The organism is Solihabitans fulvus (genome assembly GCF_008386585.1).
Classification (GTDB): domain Bacteria; phylum Actinomycetota; class Actinomycetes; order Mycobacteriales; family Pseudonocardiaceae; genus Solihabitans; species Solihabitans fulvus.
The window spans coordinates 27415-50323 of sequence record NZ_VUOB01000072.1; the positions used below are offsets into that span (position 1 = coordinate 27415).

The window sequence follows — 22909 nt, forward strand, 5'->3', positions numbered from 1 at the left end:
TGTTCCAGATTCGCTGCGCGGACCGATCATGTTGACCGTGCCCGTGCTTTACCCCTTTTACCGGTGGCGCGCGTTGTGTTCGGGGAGCAGGACGAGCTTGCCGCGGGGGTGTCCGGACGTGCCGAGTTCGACGGCGGACCGCCACTCGCCAAGCGGGTAGGTGCGCGCGATCGGGACAGTGAACGCGCCGTCGGCTGCGAGCGCGGCGTAGTCGGGCAGGAACGTGGCGGCTGGTACCGGATCGGTGACGTGGTCGAGGTTGACCCGCGCGCCGAGTCGCCTCGCCTCGTCATGGTTGCTGATCGTCATGACGCGGTGCGGGTCCCCGGTGATGGCGATGAGTTCGGGGATGGATCCCGCATTCGGCGGCGGAGCGTCGAACACGAAGTCGACCGGGCCACCGGCGAGCTCGCGCACCCGATCGGCCATCCCCGCGCCGTACGAGGTGACCTGAGCACCCTGGGCGGTGAGCTGCGCCGCGTAGGTAGAGCCAGCGGTAGCGATGACCCGCACGCCCCGACGAAGGGCGATCTGGGCGGCGGCGAACCCGACCATCGCGCCGGCGCCGTTGACCAGGAGCGTGGCCCCGGGCTCGACGCCTATCGCGTCGAGGGTCCAGGTGGCGGTTTGCACGGCCATCGGCAAGACGGCGGCCGCGACGGGATCGAGGCCCTCGGGCACGTGATGCCAGCTGTCGAGGATCGCGACGTCGGCGGCGCCCGCGCTGGGTTGCGTGAGGAAGTCCGCCGTCCCGAAGACGAGCTCGCCGATCACGATGTCATCGACGTGCTCACCCACGGCGTCGACCACTCCGGCGACGTCGTAGCCGATGCCGCGCGGCAAGCCAGCCGGCATGAATCCGCGGCAGAGCTCCCAGTCGGCGGGGTTGAGCCCGGCCGCGGTCACCCGCACACGGACACGGCCGGCGCCGGGGTCGGGGATCTCGACACGGTCCTCGCGCAGGACGTCGGCTGGTTCGCCGTATTCGTGGAATCGGATCGCGGTAGCGGGAACGGGAGTCATTGGTTCTCCTCCGAACGCCTGTAGTGACAGTTACTGACACTACCAGGTAGCGGCAGTCCCTGACACTACGTAGAATGCAGATCATGCCGAGAGACGGATCGCAGGCGCGCACCCGACTGCGGGCGGCGGCCCTGGAGCTGTACCGCGAACGCGGCTACGACGAGACGACCACCGCACAGATCGCCACACGGGCCGGGGTCACCGAGCGCACCTACTTTCGCCACTTCGCCGACAAGCGCGAGGTGCTCTTCGACGGCGAAGCGGAGCTACGCGCGATCCTCGTCAACGCCGTCGCCACCGCGCCGGACCGCCTGGCACCGCTGCCCGTCATGGTCCGCGCGTTCACCGCCGTGGTCCCGCTACTCATCGCCAACCGCTCGGTGGCGCAGCAGCGAGCGGAGGTCATCGCCGTGACCCCGGCCCTGCAAGAACGCGCCTACGCCAAGACCGCCGCCCTCATCGACGCCCTCACCGACGCCCTCACCGCGCGCGGGATCACCCGCCCGACAGCGCGACTCACAGCACAGGTCGGAATGGCCGCCTTCGAACGCGCCAATCGAGCATGGGCCGACACCCCCGCCCATGACCTGACCACCCTGATCGCTCAGGCGGCTGACGAGGTACTCACACTCGGCGGCACGTGAACCTCAAAACCCTCTGTCAGGAGCGCTAAGCCTCGGTCAGCGAGCGGCACGCGGCGACGAACGCGGTCAGCTCGTCGACCCGGTCCGACGGCGCGTCCACCGCCCGGTTCACCACCTTGATGAGGTGCTCGTACGCCTCGGTGTGGTCGTACCTGGCAACGTCTGCGATCCGCAGCGCCCACCGCCAGTAGCCCTTGATGGTGTCGGCCAACGGCATTCGGAAGTCCGCGACGACGGCCCGGATCGGCTCGACCATCGCCTCGCCGTGCCGCCGCAGGTACAGCTGCACGACGTCGGCGAAGAACGCGAAGTGCCTGGCCTCGTCGCGGCTGAGCCGGCCAAGGACGTCCGCGAGCAGCGGATCGCCGACGGCCCGCCGCAGGTGCTGGTAGTAGAGCTGCGTCGCCTTCTCCTGTACCAGCGCATAGGTGAAGAACTGCACGGCGTGCGGGTAGGGCAGGTCGAACCGCTTGTGTCCCTCGACGGCCAGCGCGCCGCGCAGTGTGTCCGGCTCGGCCATCCCGGCGGCGAGCTGGTAGCGCGCGAGCGCCAGCGCATGCGTGTCCTCCTCCTGCGCCCAGCGGACGGAGAAGTGGTACAGCTCGCGGTTGTGTTCGAAGGTGGGCAGGTCGACGGAGTCGTCGACCGGGAAGTGCCTGTCGTACATGGCGAAGTAGCCGGGCAGGTGGTCCTCAATGACGGTGACAAACTCGACCGCCGACCGCTCCCCCTCGGTGAGGCGGTCCGCGTCCGCCGTGCCCCAGTCGAACTCGGTGTCGACGTCCCACCGGCCGCCGTGCGCCGCGACGCGCAGGAACGTGCGCACTGCGGGGTCGAGTTCGGCCGCGGTGAGCAGCGGCCCACCGATCGGCTCCGGCGACCGTGCCGCACCCGCCATGACGCGTCCCCTCATCGTTTGTTCCGGCACACCAGCGCGTAGTGCTTGGTGGTGAAGCCCCAACCGGCGTTCGCGGTTCGCAGGTACCGGGTGAGGTCGTCGGCGAGGCCCTCGGAGATCGCGTCAAGGCGGTCCGCGTTGGCGGCCACGTTGGCCAGCCAGTCCTCGATGGTCCGGTGGTAGTGCGCGGTCAGGTCGTCCACCGCCGTGATGGTGAGGCCGGCGTCCTCCGCGCCGCGCACCAGGTCCGACAGCGGCCGCAGGTCGCCCCAGCCGAAGATCGACTCGCGGACGAACGCCGCGCTGGGGCGGGTGCTGAACTCCGCGCGCTTGGCCGCGTTGCGGTAGCAGCTCTCGGACACGTACAACATGCCGCCGGGTCGCAGCGCGGCGCGGCATTTCGTGAAGACCTCGGCGAGGTTGGGCATGTGCACGATGGAGCCGAGCATGGTGATCGCGTCGAATCCGCGCCGCTCGAGCGTGATGTCCTCGACGCGCCCGGTCCGCACCCGCACCCGGTTGGTGAGGCCGCGCTCGGCCGCCCGCGCCGCGACGTAGTCCCGCTGGTTTGGCGCCGGGCTGACGCCGACCGTGCTGACCCCGTAGTTGGCCGCCACGAACAGGATCAGCGCGCCCCAGCCGCTGCCGATGTCCAGCAGGCGCTGCCCCGGCCGCAGCGCGAGCCGCCCGGCCACGTAGTGCAGCTTGTTGCGCTGCGCGGTGTCCAGCGAGTCGCTGTCGTTGCGGTACAGGCCGGAGCTGTACTTCCTGGTCTCGCCGAGGAACAGTTCGAAGATCCTCGGGTCGAGGTCGTAGTGCTGGTTGGTCTCCGCCACGGTCACGGCGCGGCCTCCCGGTCCGCCAGCGCCGACCGCACCGCGTCGACGACGTCGCCGATGGTGTGGAAGGCGAACACCTCCTCGTCCTCCAGCTCTATGTCGTAGATCCGTTCGACGGTGGCCACGACCCTGAGCACCTTGACGGAGTCCACACCGTCCAGAGTGGACAGATCGACGTCAGGGCCGTCGACCGCGCCGATCTCCCTGACCACGATGGCGGTGACCGTGTCGGTGATGCCGTCCGCCACGGTCGTCTCGTCGGCTACCTCAGGCACCGGGCTCTCCTTTGCGGTGGTTGCTGATCCTGGCGAGTTCGCGCTCGACGAGCGCGGACTCGGTGTCAGTGAGGTCCATCCGGGACCGCGCCTGTTGGGTCGTCATCGGCAGGTACTGGCCGACGGCCGTGACCGCCGTCGTTCCGTTGCGCAGCAACACCTCCGCCTGCGCCCGGTAGGGGCTGGGGTCGGCGGCGCGGACCTGGGTCCGCGCCACGCACAGGTACTCGCGGCCGACGAGCACCGGCGCGACGTACCGCGTGCGCAGCGTCGTGGTGCACACCGACAGCCCGGTCCGCAGCACCAACAGGTTGCCCATGATCTCGTCGCAGACGGTGGACACGATGCCGCCGTGCACGACGCCCGGATAGGACTCGAACGCCCGGTCAAAGGTTAGCCGGCAGGAGATGCCGTCCCCGGTCCGGCGAAACGTCAGGCGCAGGCCGGTGTCGTTGTGCGGTGAGCAACCGAAACACCGGTAGTCCGCGAGCACCCGCCACGGCACCTGGACCGGCTCGCCCTCCGGCCAGTCGGCCGTCACGAGATCGCCTCGGCGAGCGCCCGACGCACCCGACCGTTGGTGGACAGGTCCAGGTCGGTGATGCCGCCGAACACGCGGCGGATCTTGTCGTGCAGCTCGGTGAGTTCACCGTCGGCGGCGACCCGCTCGAGGAACAGCTCGAACGCGGTGTCGATGGTCTCGTGGTCGGCCAGCTCGGTCAGGTTGCTCTTGAAGACGCTGACGGGATGGCGGATGCGCGCGTCGGAGGTGTAGACGTACAGCGTCTCCAGCACCGAGGCGACCTCGTCGGGACGCCTGGCCAGTCGGTCCTTGACGAAGTGGATGAACTCGCGGGCGTGCCCGGCCTCGTCCACGCTCGCGCTGGTCAGGATCTGCCGCAGCACAGGTTCCGTGACCGCGCTGGCCAGCCGTCGGTACAGGTGGTTGACCGTCAGTTCGGAGATCACGTTGGTGGCCAGCGTCGCCGACGGCGTAGTGCCCGGCGCGTAGGGCTCGCGCATCGCCTCGACCCGACCGTCGGCCACGTCGTGGCCAACGGCGTTGAGCCAGCTCTTGAAGGCGTAGTGGTGCTGCACCTCCTGGTAACCCCAGACGACCGCGAAGGTGGAGAAGTCGTAGTCGTCGACGAACTCGTTGAGGAAGCCGTGCACGGCCGCGATGACGTTGGACTCGCCGATCACGCCGCTCTTGGCCATCGACACGTACTCCGGCCGGACCAGGTCCAGCCGGACCGCGCCGAAGTCGATGTCGCCGAGCTGCCAGTGGTTCCGTTCGAACTGCCTGAAGACCTCGTAGGTGTGCACGGTGTGCCCCTCGCTGCTCAGGTGAACCGACCGCGCGCGGCGAGCCGTTGGACTTTTCCACTGCTGGTGCGGGGAATGGCGTGCGGGCCGACGAGCGTGACCAGCAGCCGATCCAGGCCGGTGACCGCGACTACCTTGTCCCGCAACCGTTGCGCGAGCCCGGCGCGCTCGTCCTCGTCGGCCGTGACGGTCTCCGCGACCAGCGTGACCCGCTCCTGGCCGTCGGCGTCGTGGTCGGCGAAGGCGACGCACCGGCGGCGGTGTACGCCGGGGTCCGCGCGCACGGCGCCCTCGATGTCCTCGGGGTAGTAGTTCGCGCCCCTGACGATGATCATTTCCTTGCTGCGGCCCGTGATGTGCAGGTCGCCACCCGCGAGGTAGCCGAGGTCGCCGGTGCGCAGCCAGCCGTCGGCGGTGAAGGGCTGGTGACCGTCGCCGAGGTAGCCGGGGGTTACCGAGGGACCGCGCACCTGGACCTCGCCGACCACACGCTCCCGCTCCGCCACGACGCCGTGCTCGTCGGCGATGCGCAGCTCGATGCCGTCGACCGGGCCGCCGAGCGCGACCACGCCGCGCGCGGCCGGCGAGGACGAGTCGACGGGAACGGCGAGGGACTCGTCGGTCAGTCGCGACCGGTGCACCCAGTCCGTGCGCGGTCCCCGGCCGAGCGGCGGGAACGTCACCGCGAGCGTGGCCTCCGCGAGGCCGTACACCGGGAACATCGCCGCCGGCCGGAAGCCGGCCGGCGCGAAGTGCTCGACGAAGGAGCGCACCGAGTCCTCCGCGACGGGTTCCGCGCCGTTGAGGGCGACCCGCCAGCGGCTCATGTCGTAGCCGGCGACCTCGTCGGCAGGCACGGCCTGCCGCAGGTAGTCGTAGCCGAAGTTCGGCAGCGGGCAGACGGTGTGCCGGCCGTCGGCGAACGCGCGCAGCCAGCCTGCGGGGTCCTTCACGAACGACGCTGGCGACCACACGGTCGTGTGCGCGCCGGCCAGCAGCGCGGTGAGCGTGCCGAACAGGCCCATGTCGTGGAACAGCGGCAGCCACATGGCGACCCGGTCGGCAGGTCCGAGGTCGACGCCGGACCGGATAGCCCGCAGTCCGGCCAGCACGTTGGCGTGGCTCAGCCGCACGCCCTTGGGCCGGGCGGTGCTGCCGGAGGTGAACTGCACGATCGCGAGATCGTCGCAGGAGACCTCGAGATCTCGCGTGTCACCACCGGAGTCGAGCCCGTCGGCGGAGAGCACCCGGAGCCCGTGCAGCGCGGTGGCGATCGTCTTCGACCGGCGCATCCTGTTCGACACCAACACATCCCGGATGCCGGCGGTCTCGACAATGCCGCGCAGCCGCGCCGGATAGCCGTCGCGGCCGGTGGTGGGCAGCGGCAGCGGACACGCGCACGCGCCGAGCCTGCTGACCGCGAGCAGCACGCGCAGGAAGTCCGGTTCGCTGCCGAAGAGCAGGCCGACCCGGTCGCCCGCGCGCACGCCTATGGCCGCGAGCGCGCGGGCCGTCGCGCGCGACTGCTCGGCCAGTCGGTCGAGCCGGATTTCCGTGCCGTCGCCGGCAAAGCTGAGCGTGGTGTCCCCGGCGGCCGCGTCGAGCGCCGCGTGCAGGGTCTCCTCCGCCGAGGCCATGTCAGCGCTCCCCTGCCGTGGCCGGCAGGCTCGCCAGCCCACGGAACTGGAGGCTGTCGGCCCGCTGCACCGGCGGATCGTCCGGCAGCAGCGCGAGATCGGGCATGCGGGTGGTCAGCGCGGCCAGCACGGCGGCGCCCTCCATCCTGGCCAGCCCGGCCCCGATGCAGTAGTGCAGCCCGTGCCCCAGCCCGAGATGCCCGGTCTCCTTCCTGCTGACGTCGATCCGGTCGGGTTCGGTGAACTTCGCCGGGTCGCGGTTCGCTGCGCCGCGCATGAGAAAGGCGAGCTGCCCGCGTTCCAGCCGGACCCCGTCGATCTCCAGGTCCCTGGTGAGCAACCGGTGCGTCAGCTGGATGGTCCCGTCGTGCCGGATCAGCTCGTCGACCGCGGTCGGGATCAGCGACGGGTCGGCCAGCAGCAGATCCCACTGCGCGCGCTGGCTGAGCAGCCCGCGCAACACGTTGCCGATCGTGTCGATGCTGGTCTCGAAACCGGCCATGATCAGCAGCAGCAGATTGGCGCGCAGCTCGTCCTCGGACAGCCGGTCCTCGCCGTCGCGGGCCGCCATGATCCGGCTGATCAGGTCGTCGCGCGGGTCGCCGACCCGCGCACGGACTGCCTCGTCGAGATAGTCGATCATCTCGCCGAGCGCCCGCGCCGCGGGCGGGCCCGCCGCGCCGAGGTCGAGCGCGCCGCCGAGGAACACCTTGATCGCGTCACACCAAGCGGCCAGCATGGCCGCGTCAGCGCATGGCAACCCGAACAGATCGACGACGACCAGTGCCGGCACGTGCCTCGCGAGATCGGCGACCAGATCGAAGGTTCCCTTGTCCGCCAACGCGTTCACGAGGTCGGCCACGATCTTCTCTACCAGCGGCCTCATCCGGCGAATGGCGCGCGGGGTGAAGCCCTCGGCCACCAGGCCGCGCACCCGCGCGTGCTCTGGCGGGTCGAGCATCCACATCCACGTCGAGGACAGCCGCACGAACCGGGCCATCTCGGGCGAGATCGTGCCGCCCCTGCTGGCCACCAACGCGTCGACGCGGCGCGAGGAGAACGTCTCGTGGTCGCGCAGCGCGGCCTGCACGTCGTCGAAGCGGGTGAGCACCCAGCCGTGCAGCTGGTCGTCCCAGCACACCGGATCGGCCTCGCGCAGCCTCCCGTAGGCCGGATACGGGTCGAGCATCACCTCGCGCGTCAACAGGGTCACCACGGCAACTGCCCCGCCCGTGCCGTCGCGGTGCCCTCGCCGCGGAGCACTTCGACTCCCCTGTCGCTGGCGATCGACAGCGTGAACGCGAGCGACACCAGACCATCGTCCTTCTTCGTGGTGCCAACGATCTCGACGACCGAGGTGACCGTGTCGCCGGCGAAGACGGGCGCGAGGAACACCATCGACAACTCGGCGAGGTGCACGCCGGGGTCGGCGAGCAGCGGCGTCGCGGCGAGCGTCAGCAGGCCCTGCGCCATCCGTCCCTCGGCGACGCCGGTGGTGTGGTGCGCGCCGAAGTCGCCGGTCAGTTCGGCGCAGGCGTCGATGTCCGCGTCGGTCACGGTCCGTGTGGCGGTCAGCGTCGCCTCGCTCATACCGGCCCCACCACGCCCCTGCTGTGGCCTTCGATGACGAGGTCGCCGCTGGCGCGGATCCGCGCGTCGAACGCGATCCTGGTGACGCCGTCAACGGTGTCGAGCCTGGTGACCGCCAGCTCGGCGGACAGCGTCTCGTTCCTGCGCACCGGACGGGCCGCGGTCCAGGTCATCCGGCCGGAGAGGTAGTTCAGGTCGCCGCCCAGCTTCGTCAGCGGCGCGACCACGAGCAGGTAGGGCAGGTAGTCGGGCAGCGGATCGGTGGGTCGGCCGGCGAGTGCGCAGCATCGCGCGACCTCTTCGTCGGTGTAGCTCGTCGACCAGGTCAGCACGGAGCCGACGACGATGTCGCCGTGCACACCAGACACGCTCACCACAGGCGTACCCCCAAGAACACGGTGATCCAACGCGGACGAGACGGACGTTGGGCCGGCACGGGCGGGTGCGTCGAGAGTCGCCCTGCAACCTTGGCCCGCCACCGGTTCTCAGCGTGCTGTCGGAGCCGCTGTCGCGGTAGCCCCAGATGGAGACGCCACAATGGACGCATAGACCGAGGTGTTCGCCCATTTCGGAGGTGCTACGGGGTAGGCGAAACGGGCATACCGCTTACGGATACCGCTGGGTGCCCTAGGCCCCCGCGGCGGGCACGGGGCGCGGGCCGAGGAAACCGCGGACCGCCGATGGCGTGCAGCCGACCTCGTCGCGGACCGTGCGGGTCAGGTGCGCGTGGTCCGCGAAGCCCAGCTCCGCCGCCAGGCGGGACAAGCTCGACTCGCCCGCCTCGATCCGGTCGAGCACCATGCGCACCCGCAGTCGGTTGCGGAACCGAGTGAGGGTCTGCCCGGTCTCGCTGCGGAACACCCGGCTCAGGTAGGTCGGCGACACGCTGACCTGTCGGGCAAGCGACTCCAGCCCGAGCGAGACCGGGTCAGCGACCAGCGCTTCCCTTGCGGCTTCAACCATCCTGCGGCGCGAGTTGGAACCGCGGGAGTCCGTGGAGCCCGCCGGCCCGCACTGCTTGGGGTCGAGCAGCGCCGCGGCCAGCCGCAATACGTGGTCGCTCAGCTCGAACCGGTCGGCGCCCCCGCGCGCGCAGGCCAGGAGCTGCCGGTGGGCCAGGTCGACCCGGCCGCTGGTGAACATCGGGCCGACCGGGATCGACCGGCGGTCGGCGGTGAGATCGGCCAACAACACCGGGGACAGCACGACCGACGTCGACGTGTCGTTCGCGCCGACCCGGTGGGCTATCGACTGCTCGTCGCCGGCCTGCACCGCGTACACGGTGGCCGGGTCGGCGAGCAGCTCCCATTTGCTCACCCGCAGCCGGAACACACCGTGCCGGACGAAGACGAGTCGGTAGGCCGTGCTGGCCTCCGGGCTCGTCCAGGACGGCTCGTGCATACGCACGTGCACGTCGTCGATGGCGAAACCCGGACCGGCGGCGAGACGCGTGATATTGCGCATCGGCGTGTGGACGCGGCCAGGAGAAAGCCCGCGCCCAGCCCCCTCCCCTGCTCTGGCCGCGCCCTAGCGGAAGACCAGCCTGGCGACGACGACTTCGTGATCGAGGACATCCCACTCTACTCGCGGCGTCGAGCGCGCCGGTGGCGTGGTGTTGCGCCAGACGGTCGCCCTTAGTGGTCCGCGAGCACCTGCTTGGCCATCACCGTCCTCAGGATCTCGTTGGCCCCCTCGTAGATCTGGGTCACCTTCGCGTCCCGCATCATCCGTTCCACCGGCGCGTTGCGGGTGTAACCGTGGCCGCCGAGCAGCTGCACGGCGTCCGTCGTGACCTGCATGGCCGTGTCCGACGCGAAGCACTTCGCCGCGGCGGAGAAGAAGCGCAGATCGGGGCTGTCCTGGGTGGATCGCGCGGCGGCCGCGTAGGTCAGCTGCCTGGCCGCCTCCAGGTGCATCGCCATGTCGGCGAGCTTGAACCGGAGCCCCTGGAAGTCCGCCAGCGGACGGCCGAACTGGCGCCGCTGCGCGACGTAGCCTGCGGCGTGGTCGAGCGCACCCTGCGCGATGCCGACGGCCTGCGCGGCGATGGTGATCCGGCTGTGGTCGAGGGCGCCGAGCGCGAGCCGCAGACCCTCGCCCTCGGCACCGACCAGCCGGTCCGCCGGCACGTGCACCCCGCGCAGGTGGACCGGGCAGGTCGGGGAGCCCCGCATGCCCAACTTGTCCTCGTCGGGCCCGGCCGAGACGCCCTCGTCCGTGCTGTGCACCACGAACATCGACACGCCGTGCGCACCGGCGTCGGGATCGGTCACAGCGGCCACCAGGTAGTAGTCCGCGACCCCGGCGTTGGTGATCCAACGCTTGTCCCCGTCGATGCGGTAGCCGCCGTCCACCCGCACGGCCCTGGTGCGCACCGACGCGGCGTCGCTGCCCGCGTCCTGCTCGGACAGGGCGAACGCGAGGATCGCCCCGTCCCGCAGCGGACGCAGGTACCGCTCACCGAGTTCCGCCGACCCGGACAGCAGCAGCGGCAGCGACGCGAGCCGGGTCACGTTGGGCGTCAGCGACGAGGACGCGCAGACCCGCGCGACCTCCTCGACGATCAGGCATGAGGTGAGCGTGTCGGCGCCGTCGCCGCCGTACTCCTCCGGCACGTGCGGCGCGTACAGGCCCTCGGCCACCAGCGCCCGATGGGACGCCACCGGGAACTCCCCGGTGGCGTCGACGGCGGCCGCGTTCGGCGCGATGACCGCCTCGGCGACCTTGCGTACCCGGTCGCGCACCGCACGGTGCGCCTCGCTCAACGTGGCGTCGGTGATCCGCACCCCGCAACGCTCCTCTCGTTGTCAGTCGGGAATTCCCGAGTTCAGTGCTCCGCCAGCACGCGCAGGTCGACGAGCAGTTCGCCGTCACCGATCGAGATCCGCTCGGCGGACTGCGGGTCGACCTCGTCGCGCATCCTCGGCGCGCGGACGCCGCCGGTGATCTCCTCGGGGTGCAGCCGCAGCATCGACGCGAGTTCGCCGCCGGGGTCGACCGCGACCGAGACGCCGAGGTGCACCTTGTCGGCGATCTGGTAGCCGCGGCGCTTGCGCAGCTCGTTGAGCATGCGGACGAACTCCCTGGCCAGGCCCTCCAGCTTGAGTTCCTGGTCGAGCGTGACGTCGAGGGCCACGTGGCAGTCGCCGTCCGAGGAGACCTGCCAGCCGGCGATCGGCTCCTCCAGCACGCGCACCGCGTCCGCCGGCACGGCGACCGTCTCACCGGCCGCCCCGTCGGCGCCGCCGATCACGACGGTCAGCTCCGCCCCGGCGGCCATTGCGGACAGCACGTCCTCGCCGTCCAGCGTGCGCAGCGCGGTCGCGACCTGCTGGGTCTGCTTGCCGAAAAGCCTGCCGAGCGCGCGGAAGTCCGGCTTGACCGTGTAGGTGACCAGGTGGCCGCTTTCCTTGTCCGCCTGGGAGATCTCCTTGACATTCAGTTCGGCGGCGACCACGTCGCGCACCAGCCCGATGTGGTCGCGAAGATCGGCCGGGATGGTCAGGATGGCTCGCCGCAGCGGCACCCGCACCGGGACGCTTGCGGTGTTGCGCGCGTCCCGACCGAGCGTGACCAGCCTGCGGGCCAACGACATCGCCGTGCGCAGGCCGGGGTCGACGGCGTTCGTGTCGGCCACCGGGAACGGGGCGAGGTGGACCGAGTCGGCCGGTCCGTCTGGGCCGCGCCGCACCAGGTTCTCGTGGATCTCGTCGGCCAGGAACGGGGTGAACGGGGCGAGCAGCCCGGCCAGCGTGGTCACGCAGGTGTGCAGCGTGGCGAACGCGGCGCGGGTGTCCTCGCTCAGCTCGACACCGGGCTCGCCGTGGTAGAACCGTTCCCGCGTGCGCCGCACGTACCAGTTGGACAGGTCCTCGACGAACAGCCCGATCCGTTTGCCGGCACGGGTCACGTCGAAGTTGCTCATCGCACTGTCCACTTCGGACACCGCGTCGGCGAGATCGGCGAGCACGTACTGGTCCATGACCGGACGTCGCATCAGGTCCGGCGCCGGCAGGTCCGGGCTCCAGCCGCTCAGGTTGGCGTAGGTCACCAGGAAGTAGTAGGTGTTCCAGACCGTCATCAGCAGCTTGCGGGTCACCTGCTGGATGCCCTCGTCCCACACCCGCCGCGACTGCCAGGGGTTGCCCTCCACCAGCAGCAGCCAGCGCAGCGAGTCGGCGCCGTGGGTGCCGATCAGCGTCCACGGGTCCAGCACGTTGCCGACCGACTTCGACATCTTGCGGCCCGACTCGTCCACGATGTGCCCAAGACACAGGGCCCGCCGGTAGCTGCTCTCGCCGAACAGGAGCGTGGACACGGTTTGCAGCGAGTACCACCAGCCGCGAGTCTGGTCGATGGCCTCTGCGGTGAGGTCGGCGGGGAACAGCTCCTTGAAGGCCTCCGCGCTACCCGGCACGTGCGGGTAGCCGTGCTGCGCGAAGGGCATCGAACCCGAGTCATACCAGGCGTCGATCACCTCGGGGACGCGGTGCATCACTCCGCTGGCGCAGGACGGGCAGCCGAACTCGACGTCGTCGACGTAGGGACGGTGTGGGTCCAGTGTGGACAGTTCCTGGCCGGCGCGCTCGCCGAGCTCGGCCAGCGACCCGACCGCGATCGTGTGCGCGCACCCCTGGCACCGCCACAGCGGCAACGGCGTGCCCCAGTACCGTTCCCGCGACACGGCCCAGTCCACGTTGTTAGCCAACCAGTCGCCGTACCGACCGGTCCGGATGTGCTCAGGCCGCCAGTCGACCTCCGCGTTCCCGTCGATCAACTGGTTGCGGTAGCTGGTGGTCCCGATGAACCAGCAGAGCTTCGCGTAGTACACCAGCGGCGTGTCGCACCGCCAGCAGAACGGGAAGGAGTGCTGGTACATCTCGGTGTGCACGGCGAGGCCGCGCTCGCGCAGGTCATCGACCACCCGCTCGGTGGCGTCCCGGATGTACATGCCGGCGAACGGCCCGATCCGGTCGTCGAGGTGGCCGTCGGTGCCGACGCCGTTGATCACCGTGACGCCGTTCTCCTTGGCGACCCGCATGTCGTCCTCGCCGTAGGCGGGCGCGGTGGACACGATTCCGCTGCCAGTGCTGGTGCTGACGAAGTCGCCGAGCACGACGTAACGCCACGAGGCCGGGTCCCCGTCGGGGTCGTCCGGCGAGCCGGGGCCGACGTACTCGTACGGACCCCGGTAGCGGGCGCCGAGGATCTCGTCGAGCGCGACGTCGCGCAGCACCTCGGCGTCCGGGCCGAGCACCGGCTCGACCCGCTCGGCGGCCAGCACCACCAGGTGCGCGCCGGCCCGCCCACCGCGCGCGAGCACGTAGTGGATGTCCTTGCCCACCACGGCAAGGCTGCTGAAGATCACCGTCCACGGCATCGTGGTCCACACGAGCAGGGAGGCGCCGGCGAGGTCCCCGTCGACGCCCGACCCACCGGGTGCCAGCGGCCCGCTGAGCAGGGGCAGCCGGGTGTAGACGCTGAGGTCCTTGGTGTCGGCGTAACCCTGGGCGACCTCGTGGGAGGACAGGGTCGTGCCGCACCGCGTGCAGTACGGCACGATGCGGTGGTCCTCGTAGAGCAGGCCGCGATCGAAGATCGTCTTCAGCGACCACCACACGCTCTCGACGTAGGACGTGTCCATCGTCTGGTACGGGTTGTCGGTGTCGACCCAGTACCCGATCCGGTGGGTCAGCCGCTCCCACTCGCCCACGTACCCGGTGACCGACTGCCGGCACCGCTCGTTGAACTCGGCGACCCCGAACCGCTCGATCTCCGGCTTGCTGGCGATGCCGAGCTGCTTCTCCACCTCGATCTCGACGGGAATGCCGTGGCAGTCCCAGCCGGCGCGGCGCGGGATGCGGTAACCCTTCATGGCGAAGAACCGGGGGAAGACGTCCTTGAAGACCCTGGCCTCGACGTGGTGCACGCCGGGCCTGCCGTTGGCGGTCGGCGGGCCCTCGTAGCACCGCAGCAGGGGCGCCTCGGGGCCGCCCGCGCTCAGCGACCGTCGGACGACGTCACGTTCGCTCCACCGCCGGAGCACCCGTTCTTCCATGTCAACAAAACTCGGATGGACCTCGACGGGATCGAACGGCACCTGTCGTCCTCGCATTTCTACGGTCGGCCGGCGCACACCGGCCAGGGTTCGCTGTCGGCTCGCCGACGATTTGCGGCGCACGCCAGGTCGGGACCGACGCCCTGGCATGGCTGGGCGACACCGCGGCCGCGACGTCTCGCAGACTAGCGGGACGCGGCGATCAGTGACTTGAAGATTCCTGTCCGACTCCGTGCCCGGCGGAGGGCCATCGACCGACACACACGGGCTACTACTTTCGTCACAATTGCCGGCACCCGCGCCAACGGGCATTTCACCGAGGGACGAACCGGGCTAACCTAATTACCAGGACCCAAAAAAGCGGCGCAAAGGCTGGTCACGGTGATCGAACCAGGACAGGCAATGCGGCTGACAGTGCTGGTGGGCGAGGAGACCTGGCAGCACAGACCGGTCTATTACGAGATCGTCCGAAGGGCGCACGCCGCCGGGCTGGCCGGCGCCACCGTGCTGCGGGCGATCGAGGGCTACGGAACGACCCTGAAGGTCCACAGCACCCGGCTCCTCTCCCTGGTCGACGGCCTGGGCTTCGTGGTGTTGATCGTGGACCGGGAGGACCGCATCCGAGACTTTCTGCCCAGACTCGACGGGCTGATCCACCATGGGCTGGTCACCCTCGACCGGCTGGAGGTCGTCGTGCCGGCCCGCCGAGGCGAGCAATCCAGACCTCGTTTGTTCGGCCACCGTCGCTAGGCGATTTCTCGCGGTCGAACGAGTTTCCATCCGATCGACGCATGCGGCATCCCTCCTCACTCCACTCCGCTCGCCAGGCGGGCGGCCATCAATCGCGCCGCCTCCGTCACGAATGGCGGCCGCAGCAATTCGAAATGGCCGCCGCCGAGTTGTTCGACCGACAGCCCGTGGCCCACCACCCGCCGCCATTCCGCGATCTGCTCCTCGGTAAGTGCACCCAGAAGAAGTAACGCGCGCACGTCGGTGCGGTCGCTGCGCCGGTATTCCGACAGGACCCGCAGCTGCCTGCGGTACTGCACGAGCCACTCGGCCAGCCACTCGGGCTGCACCTCCTCGCCCGCTCTGCTCAGCCCGGCCGAGAGCAGCCGCAGCCCGAGGTCGTCGTCCTTGCCGACGTCGACGACGACGGGCTGGTACCGCCGCAAGGCGAAGGACTCCCACAGGAACTCGGCGAACTCCCCGACCTGTCCGTCCACTCTGGACTCCGTGTCCGGCCGGGTCGGCGGTGGGCTGTCCAGCAGCACCAGGCCGGGGCGGTTCGTCGAGCCCCGGTCGGCGAGTCGCCGGACGGCGTCCAGGCCGACCAGGCCACCCATGGACCAGCCGCCGAGCAGGTCCGGCCGCGCGAACCGGTCGGTCAGCGCCGCCAGGTAGGACTCGCTCATGGCCTCGACCGACTCCGCGTGCTGCGCGTCGTCGCACGCGGTGATGGTCCAGTGCGAGGGCAGCGCGGCAACCAGGTCCCGGTAGGCCGCGCCGACGCCGGCGCCCGGGTAGTACAGGTGCAGGTGCGGTCGCCCTGCGTCGTTGAGCACCACCAGTTCCGGCGGCGCCTTGGCCGAGGGCTGGCAGGCCGACGGCACGTCGGCGGCGGCGGCCTGCGCGACCTCGGGAACCATCAGCCGGCCCGTGTTCAGCCCGCGATAGGTGGTCAGCACGTCCTCGACCACCCTGGCGAGCCCCGGCTGGTCGACCTCCGCCGGGTCGGAACAGAAGTGCAGCTCCGAGCGGGAACCCGTGCACAGCAGGGTTCCCCGCAGCACGTCGCCGGGGACCGTGTCCAGCTCGCGGACCGCCTGCTCGTGCAGTGTGTCGTCGCGCTCGGACCAGCAGACCCTGGCCAGGCTTGTCGGCAAACGCGACAGCTGGAGCCCGCCCGTCACGAACAACCACGCGCGCTCCAGCACCCGGGCCTGAAGGTCCCCGGGCGACGCGACCCTGTGCACGCACACGTCCTTGTTCAACGGTCACTCCCGCAGGCTTGCCGGCCGGATGTCCGGCCAGATCGCGGCGATATGCGTCAGACACTCCTTCTCGCTGCCTTGGAAGCCTTCGTCCCGCCAGCCGGGCGCATTCGTCCGGAAGGCGGGCCAGATCGAGTACTGCTCTTCGTCGTTGACCACGACCTTGACCACCGGGTCCACGGTCTATCCTCCCCTGTTCAGCCGGGCAGATTCGCGGTGGAGACCACGTCGTCGTGGTCTGGTAACTGGGTTTCCAGGTCGCGGACGCTCCTGGTGAGCGCCGCGGCCAGCGCGCAGACGGTGCCGATGGTGCCCGCCGCGAGAAAGATCAGGCCCATGCCGCCGCCGGGTCCGGTGCCAACGAGCGGGCCGAACGTTGAGGCGAGGCTGCCGCCGGGCCGCATCTGCGGCGTCAGGTAGTGGTCGACGAGCGGGCCGGAGATCGCGAAGCCGACGGGCAGCGCCAGGTTCTCGAACAACTGCGTGGCCGCGAACACCCGTCCCCGCACGCCGGAGGGCACCTTCAGCTGCCAGATCGCCTGGCTGTATCCCTCCACGAACGGCACCGTCAGCCAGGCGAAGAACCAGGCCACCGCCCACACCACCAGGGTGTTGCCGAGCCCGATCCCGATCTGCCCGAGCACGCTGAAGGCCAGGATCCCGCCGATCACGAACCGCATCTTCTTCTCCGGCGGCCGAACGCGCGTCAGCACGAGCGCGCCGCACACCCCGCCGACGGCGCCGACCGACTGGACGATGCCGAGCTGGAACTGGTCCTCGCCGGTGCGCGCGAGGATCATCGGGATCAGCACCACGAAGCCCATGGCGGAGGTCAGCCCCACCATGGTGTTGAGCGCCAGCAGGCCGGTCAGCCCGCGCCGGTGGGCGATGTAGCGGAAGCCCGCCGTCCAGTCGTGCCACCACGACGCGACCTTCTCGCCCTGGCGGTCCGGCTTCGACGGCAGGCGCACGAGGAAGACGGTGCCGATCGCGATCACATAGGCCAGCACGCCGACCAGCAGGATGCCGCTGGTGGAGAACGCGTCGAGCAGCACACCGGCCAGGGCAGGGGCCGCGATCGCGGGCAGCGACCTGACCAGCGACAGCATCCCGTTCGCCTTGGGGTACTGCTCCTTGGGCAACAGGTCGGCGACGGTCGCCGCGTAGGCGGGGAACTGGAACGCGAGGAAGGCCCCGGTCAGCGTGTTCGTGGCGACGAGCTGCCACAGCTGCACGTGCCCGCTGAGGAACAACAGCAGCAGGATTCCCGTCGTCACGGCCGAACCGATGTCGCTGAGCATGATCGTGAGCCGCCGGCTGAGCCGGTCGATGAGCAGGCCGGCGAACGGGCTGCACAGCACGGTGGCCCCGAACGCGCAGAAGGTCAGCACCGCGAGCGCGGACGCCTGCCCGGTCTCCCGCCACACCCAGATCGCCAGCACGAAGTTCGTCATCCGGGTGCCGACGGCGGACAGCACCTGGCCGATCCACAGCACGGAGAACGCCGTCATCCCGGTCAGCTGTCTCGGCTTGGCCATGTCAGCGCCCCCCGCCGTGCGACGAGAGCGCAAGGGAGCCGATCTCCCGCTCGGGAGCGGCCACCGCCGCGGTCAGGATCGCCCGCAGGTCGGACACCATGCGCCGCACGGTTTCCCGGTCGAACAGCCGGTTGTCGTACTCCACCACCCCGCGCAGCCCGGTTGGCACCGCGATGAGGGACATGGTCAGGTCGAACTTGCTGGTGCCGGTGTGGCCCTGGACCAGCTCACAGGTCACACCGGGCAGCCGCAGCAGCTCGTTCTCCTTCTCCAGCAGCACGAAACACACCTGGACCAGCGGATGGTGATTCAGACTCCTTGGCGCGCCAAGGGATTCGACCAGTGCCTCGAAGGGATAGTCCTGGTGGGCCTGCGCCGCCAGCGTCGCGTCGCGCACGTGGTCCAGCAGCGCGGAGAACCGCATCCGGCCGGTCGGCCGGACCCGCAGCACGACCGTGTTGACGAAGAACCCGACCAGGTCCTCGGTCTCCAGGCTGCCTCGGCCCGACACCGGCACGCCGACCAGCAGGTCCTCGCTCCCGGTATAGCTGTGCAGCAACACCTCGAACGCGGTCAGCACCGTCATGAACGGCGTCACCCGGTGTTGGGCGGAGAAACCCTCGACGTCCTCCCGCAGCGCCAGCGGCCACTCGAAGACCTCCTGCGCGCCCTCGTGGCTCTCGACCGCAGGCCGGGGCCGATCAGCCGGCAGGGGCAGCAGGTACGGCGCGCCGGCGAGCTGGTCGGTCCAGTACCGGCGCAGCTCCGCCAGCTCGGCCGCCTCGTTGGTCTCCTGCCGCCGTACGGCGTCGGCGAAGCGCGCCGGCGGCGGGCCGAGTCGCGGCTCCTGCCGTTGCACGGCGGCGCGGTAGGCCTCACCGAGTTCGCGGAGCATGATCGCCAGGCTCCAGCCGTCGCAGATCAGATGGTGCAGCGTGAACAGGAAGACATGCGTGTCCGCGCCATCGGTCAGCAGCCCGGCGCGCAGCAGCGGCCCGCGCCGCAGGTCAAAGGGCAGGCGCGCCTCCGCGTCGAGCGACTCGCCGAGATCGTCTGGCAGGCCGCGCACTGTCCACGGCGTCGGGATCGAGGGCAGCACGGCATAGAAGGGTTCGCCGTCGATGTCGAAGAAGATCGTCCGCAGCATCTCGTGCCTGCGGATCAGCGCCTCGACGGCGTGCCGCAGGGCGGCCTCGTCGATCGGTCCGGTGAGCCGGAACGCGTAGGGGACGTTGTAGATCGGCAGTTCCTCGTCCAGTGAGCAGAGGAACCACAGCCGCCGCTGCGCCGAGGACAGCTCGTACACGCCGAACTCGTCGCCGCGCTGGTGCAGCAGGTCGAGCGCGGCGCCCCTGCTGGCCACCGGGAGGCCTTCGAGGCGACCGATGACGCTGCGTAGATCGGTCATTCGGCCTCATCGGCGATCCGCCGCACCTCGTCGATGAGGTTCTCCAGCCCGGTGACGGGATCGGCCGGGGCTGGATCGGACGGGGTCGGCAGCGGATCGGCCGGCCCTGATGGTTCCAGCAGGCTGTCGACGGCGTCGGCGAAGGCCTTGACCGTCGAGTTGGCGAACAGCAGCCGCAGCGGCACGTTCACCCCGAAGACCGCCTTCACCCGGGAGGCCACTCTGGTGACCTTGAGGGAATGGCCGCCGAGCATGAAGAAGTCGTCGTCCGGCCCGAGCCCGGACACGTCGAGAACCTCCTGCCAGATCTCGACGACCCGGTCCTGCGTGGACGCTCCGGCTCGCGCGACCGGCCTGACCTCCTGCGGCGCGGGCGCCGCGACCGGGGGCGCGGTCACCTGGATCTGCTTGTCCTGCTTGGCCTCTGGCCTGCTCCGCACCGGTTGGGCAGGCGCGGCGGGGGCCGCGCGCAGGCGGTCGATCTCCGCGGCGAGGGAGGCCACCGTGGGATTGCGGAAGACGGCCGACAGCGGGATGTCCAGCCGGAACATCGTCCTGGCGCGAGTGACGAGCGCGACGGCCTTGAGCGAATCGCCGCCTGCGCGGAAGAAGTCGTCGTGCACGCCCATCCCGGTCAGCGCAAGTACGCCGGTCATCAGCGCGTCGAGCCTGCCCTCGGTGGCCGTGCTCGGCTCGGCCTGCTCGGACTGGGCCGGCTCGGCCTGGGCGCTCGCCGATGGCGCGAACTCCGCGAGCGCGCGGATGTCCAGCTTTCCGTTGGCGTTCAACGGCAAGGACGGCACCGGGACGTACAGGGCGGGCACCATGTAGCTGGGCACCTGCTCGCGCATGAACTCGCGCAGGCCGGCCAGGTCGGGATCGGGCGCCGAGGGGACCAGGTAGGCCACCAGTTGGTGGTCGCCGCCGGCGTCGTCGCCGACCTGGACGGAAACCTCTTTTACTTGTCCCGAAAGGAGAACCGCGGCCTCGACCTCGCCGGGCTCGACGCGGAAGCCGCGAATCTTGATCTGCCGGTCCGCCCGGCCGAGGAACTCGATCGCCCCGTCGGCCCGGTACCTGGCCAGGTCGCCGGTGCGGTACATCCTGGCGCCGGCCGCCTCGCCGTAGGGGTCGGGCACGAACTTCTCCGCGGTCAGGCCGGGCTGGCCGAGGTAGCCCCTGGACACCCCGTCGCCGCCGATGAACAGCTCGCCGACGACACCGGCCGGCACGGGCTGCCAGTACTGGTCGAGCACGTAGCACGTCGTGTTGGCCAGCGGGAAACCGATCGGCACGTGCTGCTCGTCGTCGGTGAGGTCGTTGGTGCGGTAGGCGGTGGCGTTGACGGTGGTCTCGGTGGGCCCGTACGGGTTGATCAGGTTCTCCGGCACGCCGTTGGCGATGATCCTTCGGTGCGTGTGGTAGTCCGCCTGCTCGCCGCCGGACTGGAAGTACCGCAGCGACGCGAAGGTCGCAGGCGCCTCGGCAACCAGCTGCTTCATCAGCGCGGCCGGCAGGAACATCATGTCGATCTCGTTCTCGACCAGCTGCGCCCGAAGTCGTTGCGGTTCAAGCAGATCCGACTTGCGCAGGCCGACCAGCCGCGCGCCGTTGAGCAGCGCGCCCCAGGTCTCCAGCGTGGTCGCGTCGAAGGAGATGTTGGAGCCCTGGGCGACGCTGTCGCCCGGCGCGAACCGCGTGTAGGTGATCCCCCGCACCGTGCGGACGATGTTGCGGTGCGAGACCGCGATGCCCTTGGGGCGGCCGGTGGAGCCGGAGGTGAACATGACGTAGGCCAACTGGTCGGGACGGACCTCGGTGGCGAGCCGGTCGCCGGGCTGGTCGGCGATCGCCGGCTCGCTGTCGACGAGCACCCTGCGGACGCCGGGGGTCTCCGGCGACTCGCCTGCGCCGACATGCGACAGCAGGATCTCGACGTCCGCGCTGCGACACATCATCGCGAGCCGGTCGGCGGGGTAGGACGGATCGAGCGGCACGTAGGCCGCGCCGACCTTCAGCGTGGCCAGCGCCGAGACCACCCACTCCGCCGAGTACCCGAAGTGCAGGCCGATCCGGGTCTCCCGGCCGGCGCCCAACTCGCGCAGGTAGTGGGCGAGCTGGTTGGCCCGCCGGTCAAGTTCCGCGTAGGTGTACCCGGTTTCCTCCCACAACAACGCCGGCGCCTGCGGGGTCCGGTCCGCCCACTGCTCGAACAGCTCGTGCACGAGCGCGTCCCTCGGATAGTCAACGGCGGTCCGGTTCCAGCCGTAGAGGATCCGCTCGCGCTCGTCGCCGCCGATGAGCGCGACGTTGGACAGCCGGGTGTCGGGGTCCTCGGCCAGTTGCCGGAGCAGGTGCAGCAGCTGCTCGGCGATGGTGTCAACGTTGCGCCGCGCGAACAGCTCCTCCTGGAAGGACAGCGCCCCGTCGAGCGAATCCCGGTCCGCCACCCGGAACTCGATGTCGAAGGGCGACCGCGCCACGTCGACCAGGCGCGGGTCGAAGGTGACGCCGCCGATCGTCCTCGGTCGCGGCACCGCAGGCGCGCCAGCGACGAGGATCTGGAACAGGGGGTGCATCGACAGCTGCCGCTCGGGCCGGGCGAACTCGATCAGCCGCTGTAGTGGCACCTCCCGGTGCGCCGCCACGTCCCGCAGTCCGTCCCGGACCACCCGGACGACCTCGCGCCAGGTCGGGTCGTAGGGCAGCCGCAGGCGTAGCGGGAGCGTCTCGGTGAGCGGCCCGACGACGTCGGCGCTCGCGGCGTCCCGCAGGTCCGTTGGCACGCCGAGCACCAGGTCCGACGCGCGAAGCTGGCGGTGCAGCAGGGTTACGACGCCGGCGAGCACGACCGTGCTGACGTCGGTCCGCTCCGCCGAGGCGAGCTCACGCAGCCGCGCGGCGACCGTGCTCCGAACGGTGAACTCGGTGCGGCCTGTGGCCTGGGTGCCCAGTTCCGGGCGGGAACGCTGGTACGGCAGGGAACGGGCGTCCGGCAGGTCGGCGACCGCGTGCTTCCAGAAGTCGAGGCTGTCGGCGAGGTCGCCGCCGCTGAGGCGGGCTTCGGCGTCCTCGGCCAACTCGCCGAACGAGGATCCGGCCGGACCGGCCTCCGGCGCGTCACCATGAACGAGCGCTTGGTAGACGGCACCGATCTCCTCGCCGAGCAGTTCGAGGGAGCGCCGGTCGGCGGCGATCTGGTGGGCCACAACGAGTAGCTCGTAGCGGTAGGGGCCGAGCCGGACCAGCGTGCACCGGACCGGCGGCGAGGCGGCGAGGTCGAACGGGGCGCGCAGTTGCTCCTCGGTCAGCCGCGCCAGCTCGGCGGCGCGGTCGGCGGCGGGCAGCGCGCGCAGCTCCTCCACGACGGTCAGCGCGACTGGCCCGTCCAGCACGGCCGGGACGATCTCGCCGCCCCGGAAGGAGAAGACCGTGCGCAGGACCTCGTGCCGCGCCAGCACGACGTCCAGCGCGCGGGTCACCGTCGCGACGTCCACCGGACCGTGGATCCGCAGCGACAGCGCGTTGTGGTGGACCGACGGCTCGGTGGCGAGCTGGCTGAGCAGCCAGATCCGCTCCCGTCGAACACCCACCGCCTGATCTGTTGGTGACACCCTGTTCCTCCCCTGTAGGCGCTGCGATCTGTTGGCGCGTGCGATCGGTGTGGCGACGATCCCGA

Annotated in this window: 20 protein-coding genes; 2 read left to right on the plus strand and 18 right to left on the minus strand. The window is 70.5% G+C overall.

Going from position 1 to position 22909, the window contains the following annotated elements:
* Nucleotides 1-57: 57 nt before the first annotated feature.
* Entirely contained in the window at nucleotides 58-1023 is a 966-nt protein-coding gene (locus F0L68_RS34195) for an NADP-dependent oxidoreductase (RefSeq protein WP_149854028.1), read from the minus strand.
* A 74-nt stretch (nucleotides 1024-1097) separates the two neighbouring features.
* Here F0L68_RS34195 and F0L68_RS34200 point away from each other — a divergent pair, with 74 nt between their 5' ends.
* Nucleotides 1098-1667: a TetR/AcrR family transcriptional regulator gene (locus F0L68_RS34200; protein ID WP_223199382.1), complete on the plus strand. Its 570-nt coding sequence runs from the start codon at nucleotides 1098-1100 to the stop codon at nucleotides 1665-1667.
* Between the two features lie 25 nt (nucleotides 1668-1692).
* Here the strand turns inward: F0L68_RS34200 and F0L68_RS34205 are convergent, their stop codons facing one another.
* The 12 genes from F0L68_RS34205 to ileS all read right to left on the minus strand — a co-directional run bounded on the left by F0L68_RS34205 (nucleotide 1693) and on the right by ileS (nucleotide 14602).
* Nucleotides 1693-2565 (minus strand): acyl-ACP desaturase, encoded by an 873-nt coding sequence (locus tag F0L68_RS34205; RefSeq protein ID WP_149854029.1) that lies wholly within the window; start codon nucleotides 2563-2565, stop codon nucleotides 1693-1695.
* An 11-nt stretch (nucleotides 2566-2576) separates the two neighbouring features.
* A complete protein-coding gene (locus F0L68_RS34210; protein WP_149854030.1) occupies nucleotides 2577-3407 on the minus strand; it encodes an SAM-dependent methyltransferase in 831 nt (276 codons plus the stop codon).
* Nucleotides 3404-3679 (minus strand): acyl carrier protein, encoded by a 276-nt coding sequence (locus F0L68_RS34215; RefSeq protein ID WP_149854031.1) that lies wholly within the window; start codon nucleotides 3677-3679, stop codon nucleotides 3404-3406. Before F0L68_RS34215 ends, F0L68_RS34210 begins: the two co-directional genes overlap by 4 nt.
* Nucleotides 3672-4220, minus strand: a complete 549-nt coding sequence (locus F0L68_RS34220; protein ID WP_149854032.1) for a PaaI family thioesterase — start codon at nucleotides 4218-4220, stop codon at nucleotides 3672-3674. Before F0L68_RS34220 ends, F0L68_RS34215 begins: the two co-directional genes overlap by 8 nt.
* Complete coding sequence (locus tag F0L68_RS34225) at nucleotides 4217-5005, minus strand: ferritin-like domain-containing protein (protein ID WP_149854033.1); 789 nt, start codon at nucleotides 5003-5005, stop codon at nucleotides 4217-4219. The genes F0L68_RS34220 and F0L68_RS34225 overlap by 4 nt, the downstream gene beginning before the upstream one ends.
* 17 nt (nucleotides 5006-5022) lie before the next feature.
* Nucleotides 5023-6642, minus strand: coding sequence for an AMP-binding protein (locus tag F0L68_RS34230; protein WP_149854034.1), 1620 nt, complete (start codon nucleotides 6640-6642; stop codon nucleotides 5023-5025).
* A 1-nt stretch (nucleotide 6643) separates the two neighbouring features.
* The gene (locus F0L68_RS34235; protein ID WP_149854035.1) at nucleotides 6644-7855 is read right to left on the minus strand and encodes a cytochrome P450; all 1212 of its coding nucleotides are present in this window, start codon (nucleotides 7853-7855) and stop codon (nucleotides 6644-6646) included.
* Nucleotides 7852-8232 carry a hotdog family protein gene (locus F0L68_RS34240; protein ID WP_149854036.1) on the minus strand — a complete coding sequence of 127 codons (381 nt, stop codon included), beginning with the start codon at nucleotides 8230-8232 and terminating at the stop codon, nucleotides 7852-7854. Before F0L68_RS34240 ends, F0L68_RS34235 begins: the two co-directional genes overlap by 4 nt.
* On the minus strand, nucleotides 8229-8606 hold the full coding sequence (locus tag F0L68_RS34245; protein ID WP_149854037.1) for a hypothetical protein: 378 nt from the start codon (nucleotides 8604-8606) through the stop codon (nucleotides 8229-8231). Before F0L68_RS34245 ends, F0L68_RS34240 begins: the two co-directional genes overlap by 4 nt.
* Before the next feature lie 253 nt (nucleotides 8607-8859).
* On the minus strand, nucleotides 8860-9696 hold the full coding sequence (locus F0L68_RS34250) for a helix-turn-helix transcriptional regulator (RefSeq protein WP_149854038.1): 837 nt from the start codon (nucleotides 9694-9696) through the stop codon (nucleotides 8860-8862).
* 170 nt (nucleotides 9697-9866) lie between these two features.
* Nucleotides 9867-11018 (minus strand): acyl-CoA dehydrogenase family protein, encoded by a 1152-nt coding sequence (locus F0L68_RS34255; RefSeq protein WP_149854039.1) that lies wholly within the window; start codon nucleotides 11016-11018, stop codon nucleotides 9867-9869.
* Nucleotides 11019-11059: 41 nt separating this feature from the next.
* Nucleotides 11060-14602, minus strand: coding sequence for an isoleucine--tRNA ligase (gene ileS / locus F0L68_RS34260; RefSeq protein ID WP_149854040.1), 3543 nt, complete (start codon nucleotides 14600-14602; stop codon nucleotides 11060-11062).
* A 90-nt stretch (nucleotides 14603-14692) separates the two neighbouring features.
* Between ileS and F0L68_RS34265 the strand changes: the two genes are divergently transcribed.
* Entirely contained in the window at nucleotides 14693-15040 is a 348-nt protein-coding gene (locus F0L68_RS34265; RefSeq protein ID WP_149854041.1) for a DUF190 domain-containing protein, read from the plus strand.
* A gap of 56 nt (nucleotides 15041-15096) precedes the next feature.
* Here F0L68_RS34265 and F0L68_RS34270 read toward each other — a convergent pair whose 3' ends face one another.
* Genes F0L68_RS34270 through F0L68_RS34290 form a run of 5 tightly spaced genes read right to left on the minus strand, consistent with a single transcriptional unit; the run spans nucleotide 15097 to nucleotide 22844 of the window.
* Nucleotides 15097-16284, minus strand: coding sequence for a thioesterase domain-containing protein (locus tag F0L68_RS34270; RefSeq protein ID WP_149854042.1), 1188 nt, complete (start codon nucleotides 16282-16284; stop codon nucleotides 15097-15099).
* A gap of 3 nt (nucleotides 16285-16287) precedes the next feature.
* Nucleotides 16288-16464 carry an MbtH family protein gene (locus F0L68_RS34275; protein WP_149854043.1) on the minus strand — a complete coding sequence of 59 codons (177 nt, stop codon included), beginning with the start codon at nucleotides 16462-16464 and terminating at the stop codon, nucleotides 16288-16290.
* Nucleotides 16465-16481: 17 nt separating this feature from the next.
* Nucleotides 16482-17822 (minus strand): MFS transporter, encoded by a 1341-nt coding sequence (locus F0L68_RS34280; RefSeq protein ID WP_149854044.1) that lies wholly within the window; start codon nucleotides 17820-17822, stop codon nucleotides 16482-16484.
* A 1-nt stretch (nucleotide 17823) separates the two neighbouring features.
* A complete protein-coding gene (locus F0L68_RS34285; RefSeq protein WP_149854045.1) occupies nucleotides 17824-19230 on the minus strand; it encodes a condensation domain-containing protein in 1407 nt (468 codons plus the stop codon).
* Nucleotides 19227-22844 (minus strand): non-ribosomal peptide synthetase, encoded by a 3618-nt coding sequence (locus F0L68_RS34290; RefSeq protein WP_149854046.1) that lies wholly within the window; start codon nucleotides 22842-22844, stop codon nucleotides 19227-19229. The genes F0L68_RS34285 and F0L68_RS34290 overlap by 4 nt, the downstream gene beginning before the upstream one ends.
* Nucleotides 22845-22909 lie beyond the last annotated feature (65 nt).

Bases quoted from the DNA above. Each gene is read 5' to 3' on its own strand.
- F0L68_RS34285 (WP_149854045.1), bottom strand. From the start codon at position 19,230: ATGACCGATCTACGCAGCGTCATCGGTCGCCTCGAAGGCCTCCCGGTG.
- F0L68_RS34205 (WP_149854029.1), bottom strand. From the start codon at position 2,565: ATGGCGGGTGCGGCACGGTCGCCGGAGCCGATCGGTGGGCCGCTGCTC.
- F0L68_RS34250 (WP_149854038.1), bottom strand. From the start codon at position 9,696: ATGCGCAATATCACGCGTCTCGCCGCCGGTCCGGGTTTCGCCATCGAC.
- F0L68_RS34265 (WP_149854041.1), top strand. From the start codon at position 14,693: ATGCGGCTGACAGTGCTGGTGGGCGAGGAGACCTGGCAGCACAGACCG.
- F0L68_RS34195 (WP_149854028.1), bottom strand. From the start codon at position 1,023: ATGACTCCCGTTCCCGCTACCGCGATCCGATTCCACGAATACGGCGAA.
- F0L68_RS34230 (WP_149854034.1), bottom strand. From the start codon at position 6,642: ATGGCCTCGGCGGAGGAGACCCTGCACGCGGCGCTCGACGCGGCCGCC.
- F0L68_RS34200 (WP_223199382.1), top strand. From the start codon at position 1,098: ATGCAGATCATGCCGAGAGACGGATCGCAGGCGCGCACCCGACTGCGG.
- ileS (WP_149854040.1), bottom strand. From the start codon at position 14,602: ATGCCCGTTGGCGCGGGTGCCGGCAATTGTGACGAAAGTAGTAGCCCG.
- F0L68_RS34240 (WP_149854036.1), bottom strand. From the start codon at position 8,232: ATGAGCGAGGCGACGCTGACCGCCACACGGACCGTGACCGACGCGGAC.
- F0L68_RS34280 (WP_149854044.1), bottom strand. From the start codon at position 17,822: ATGGCCAAGCCGAGACAGCTGACCGGGATGACGGCGTTCTCCGTGCTG.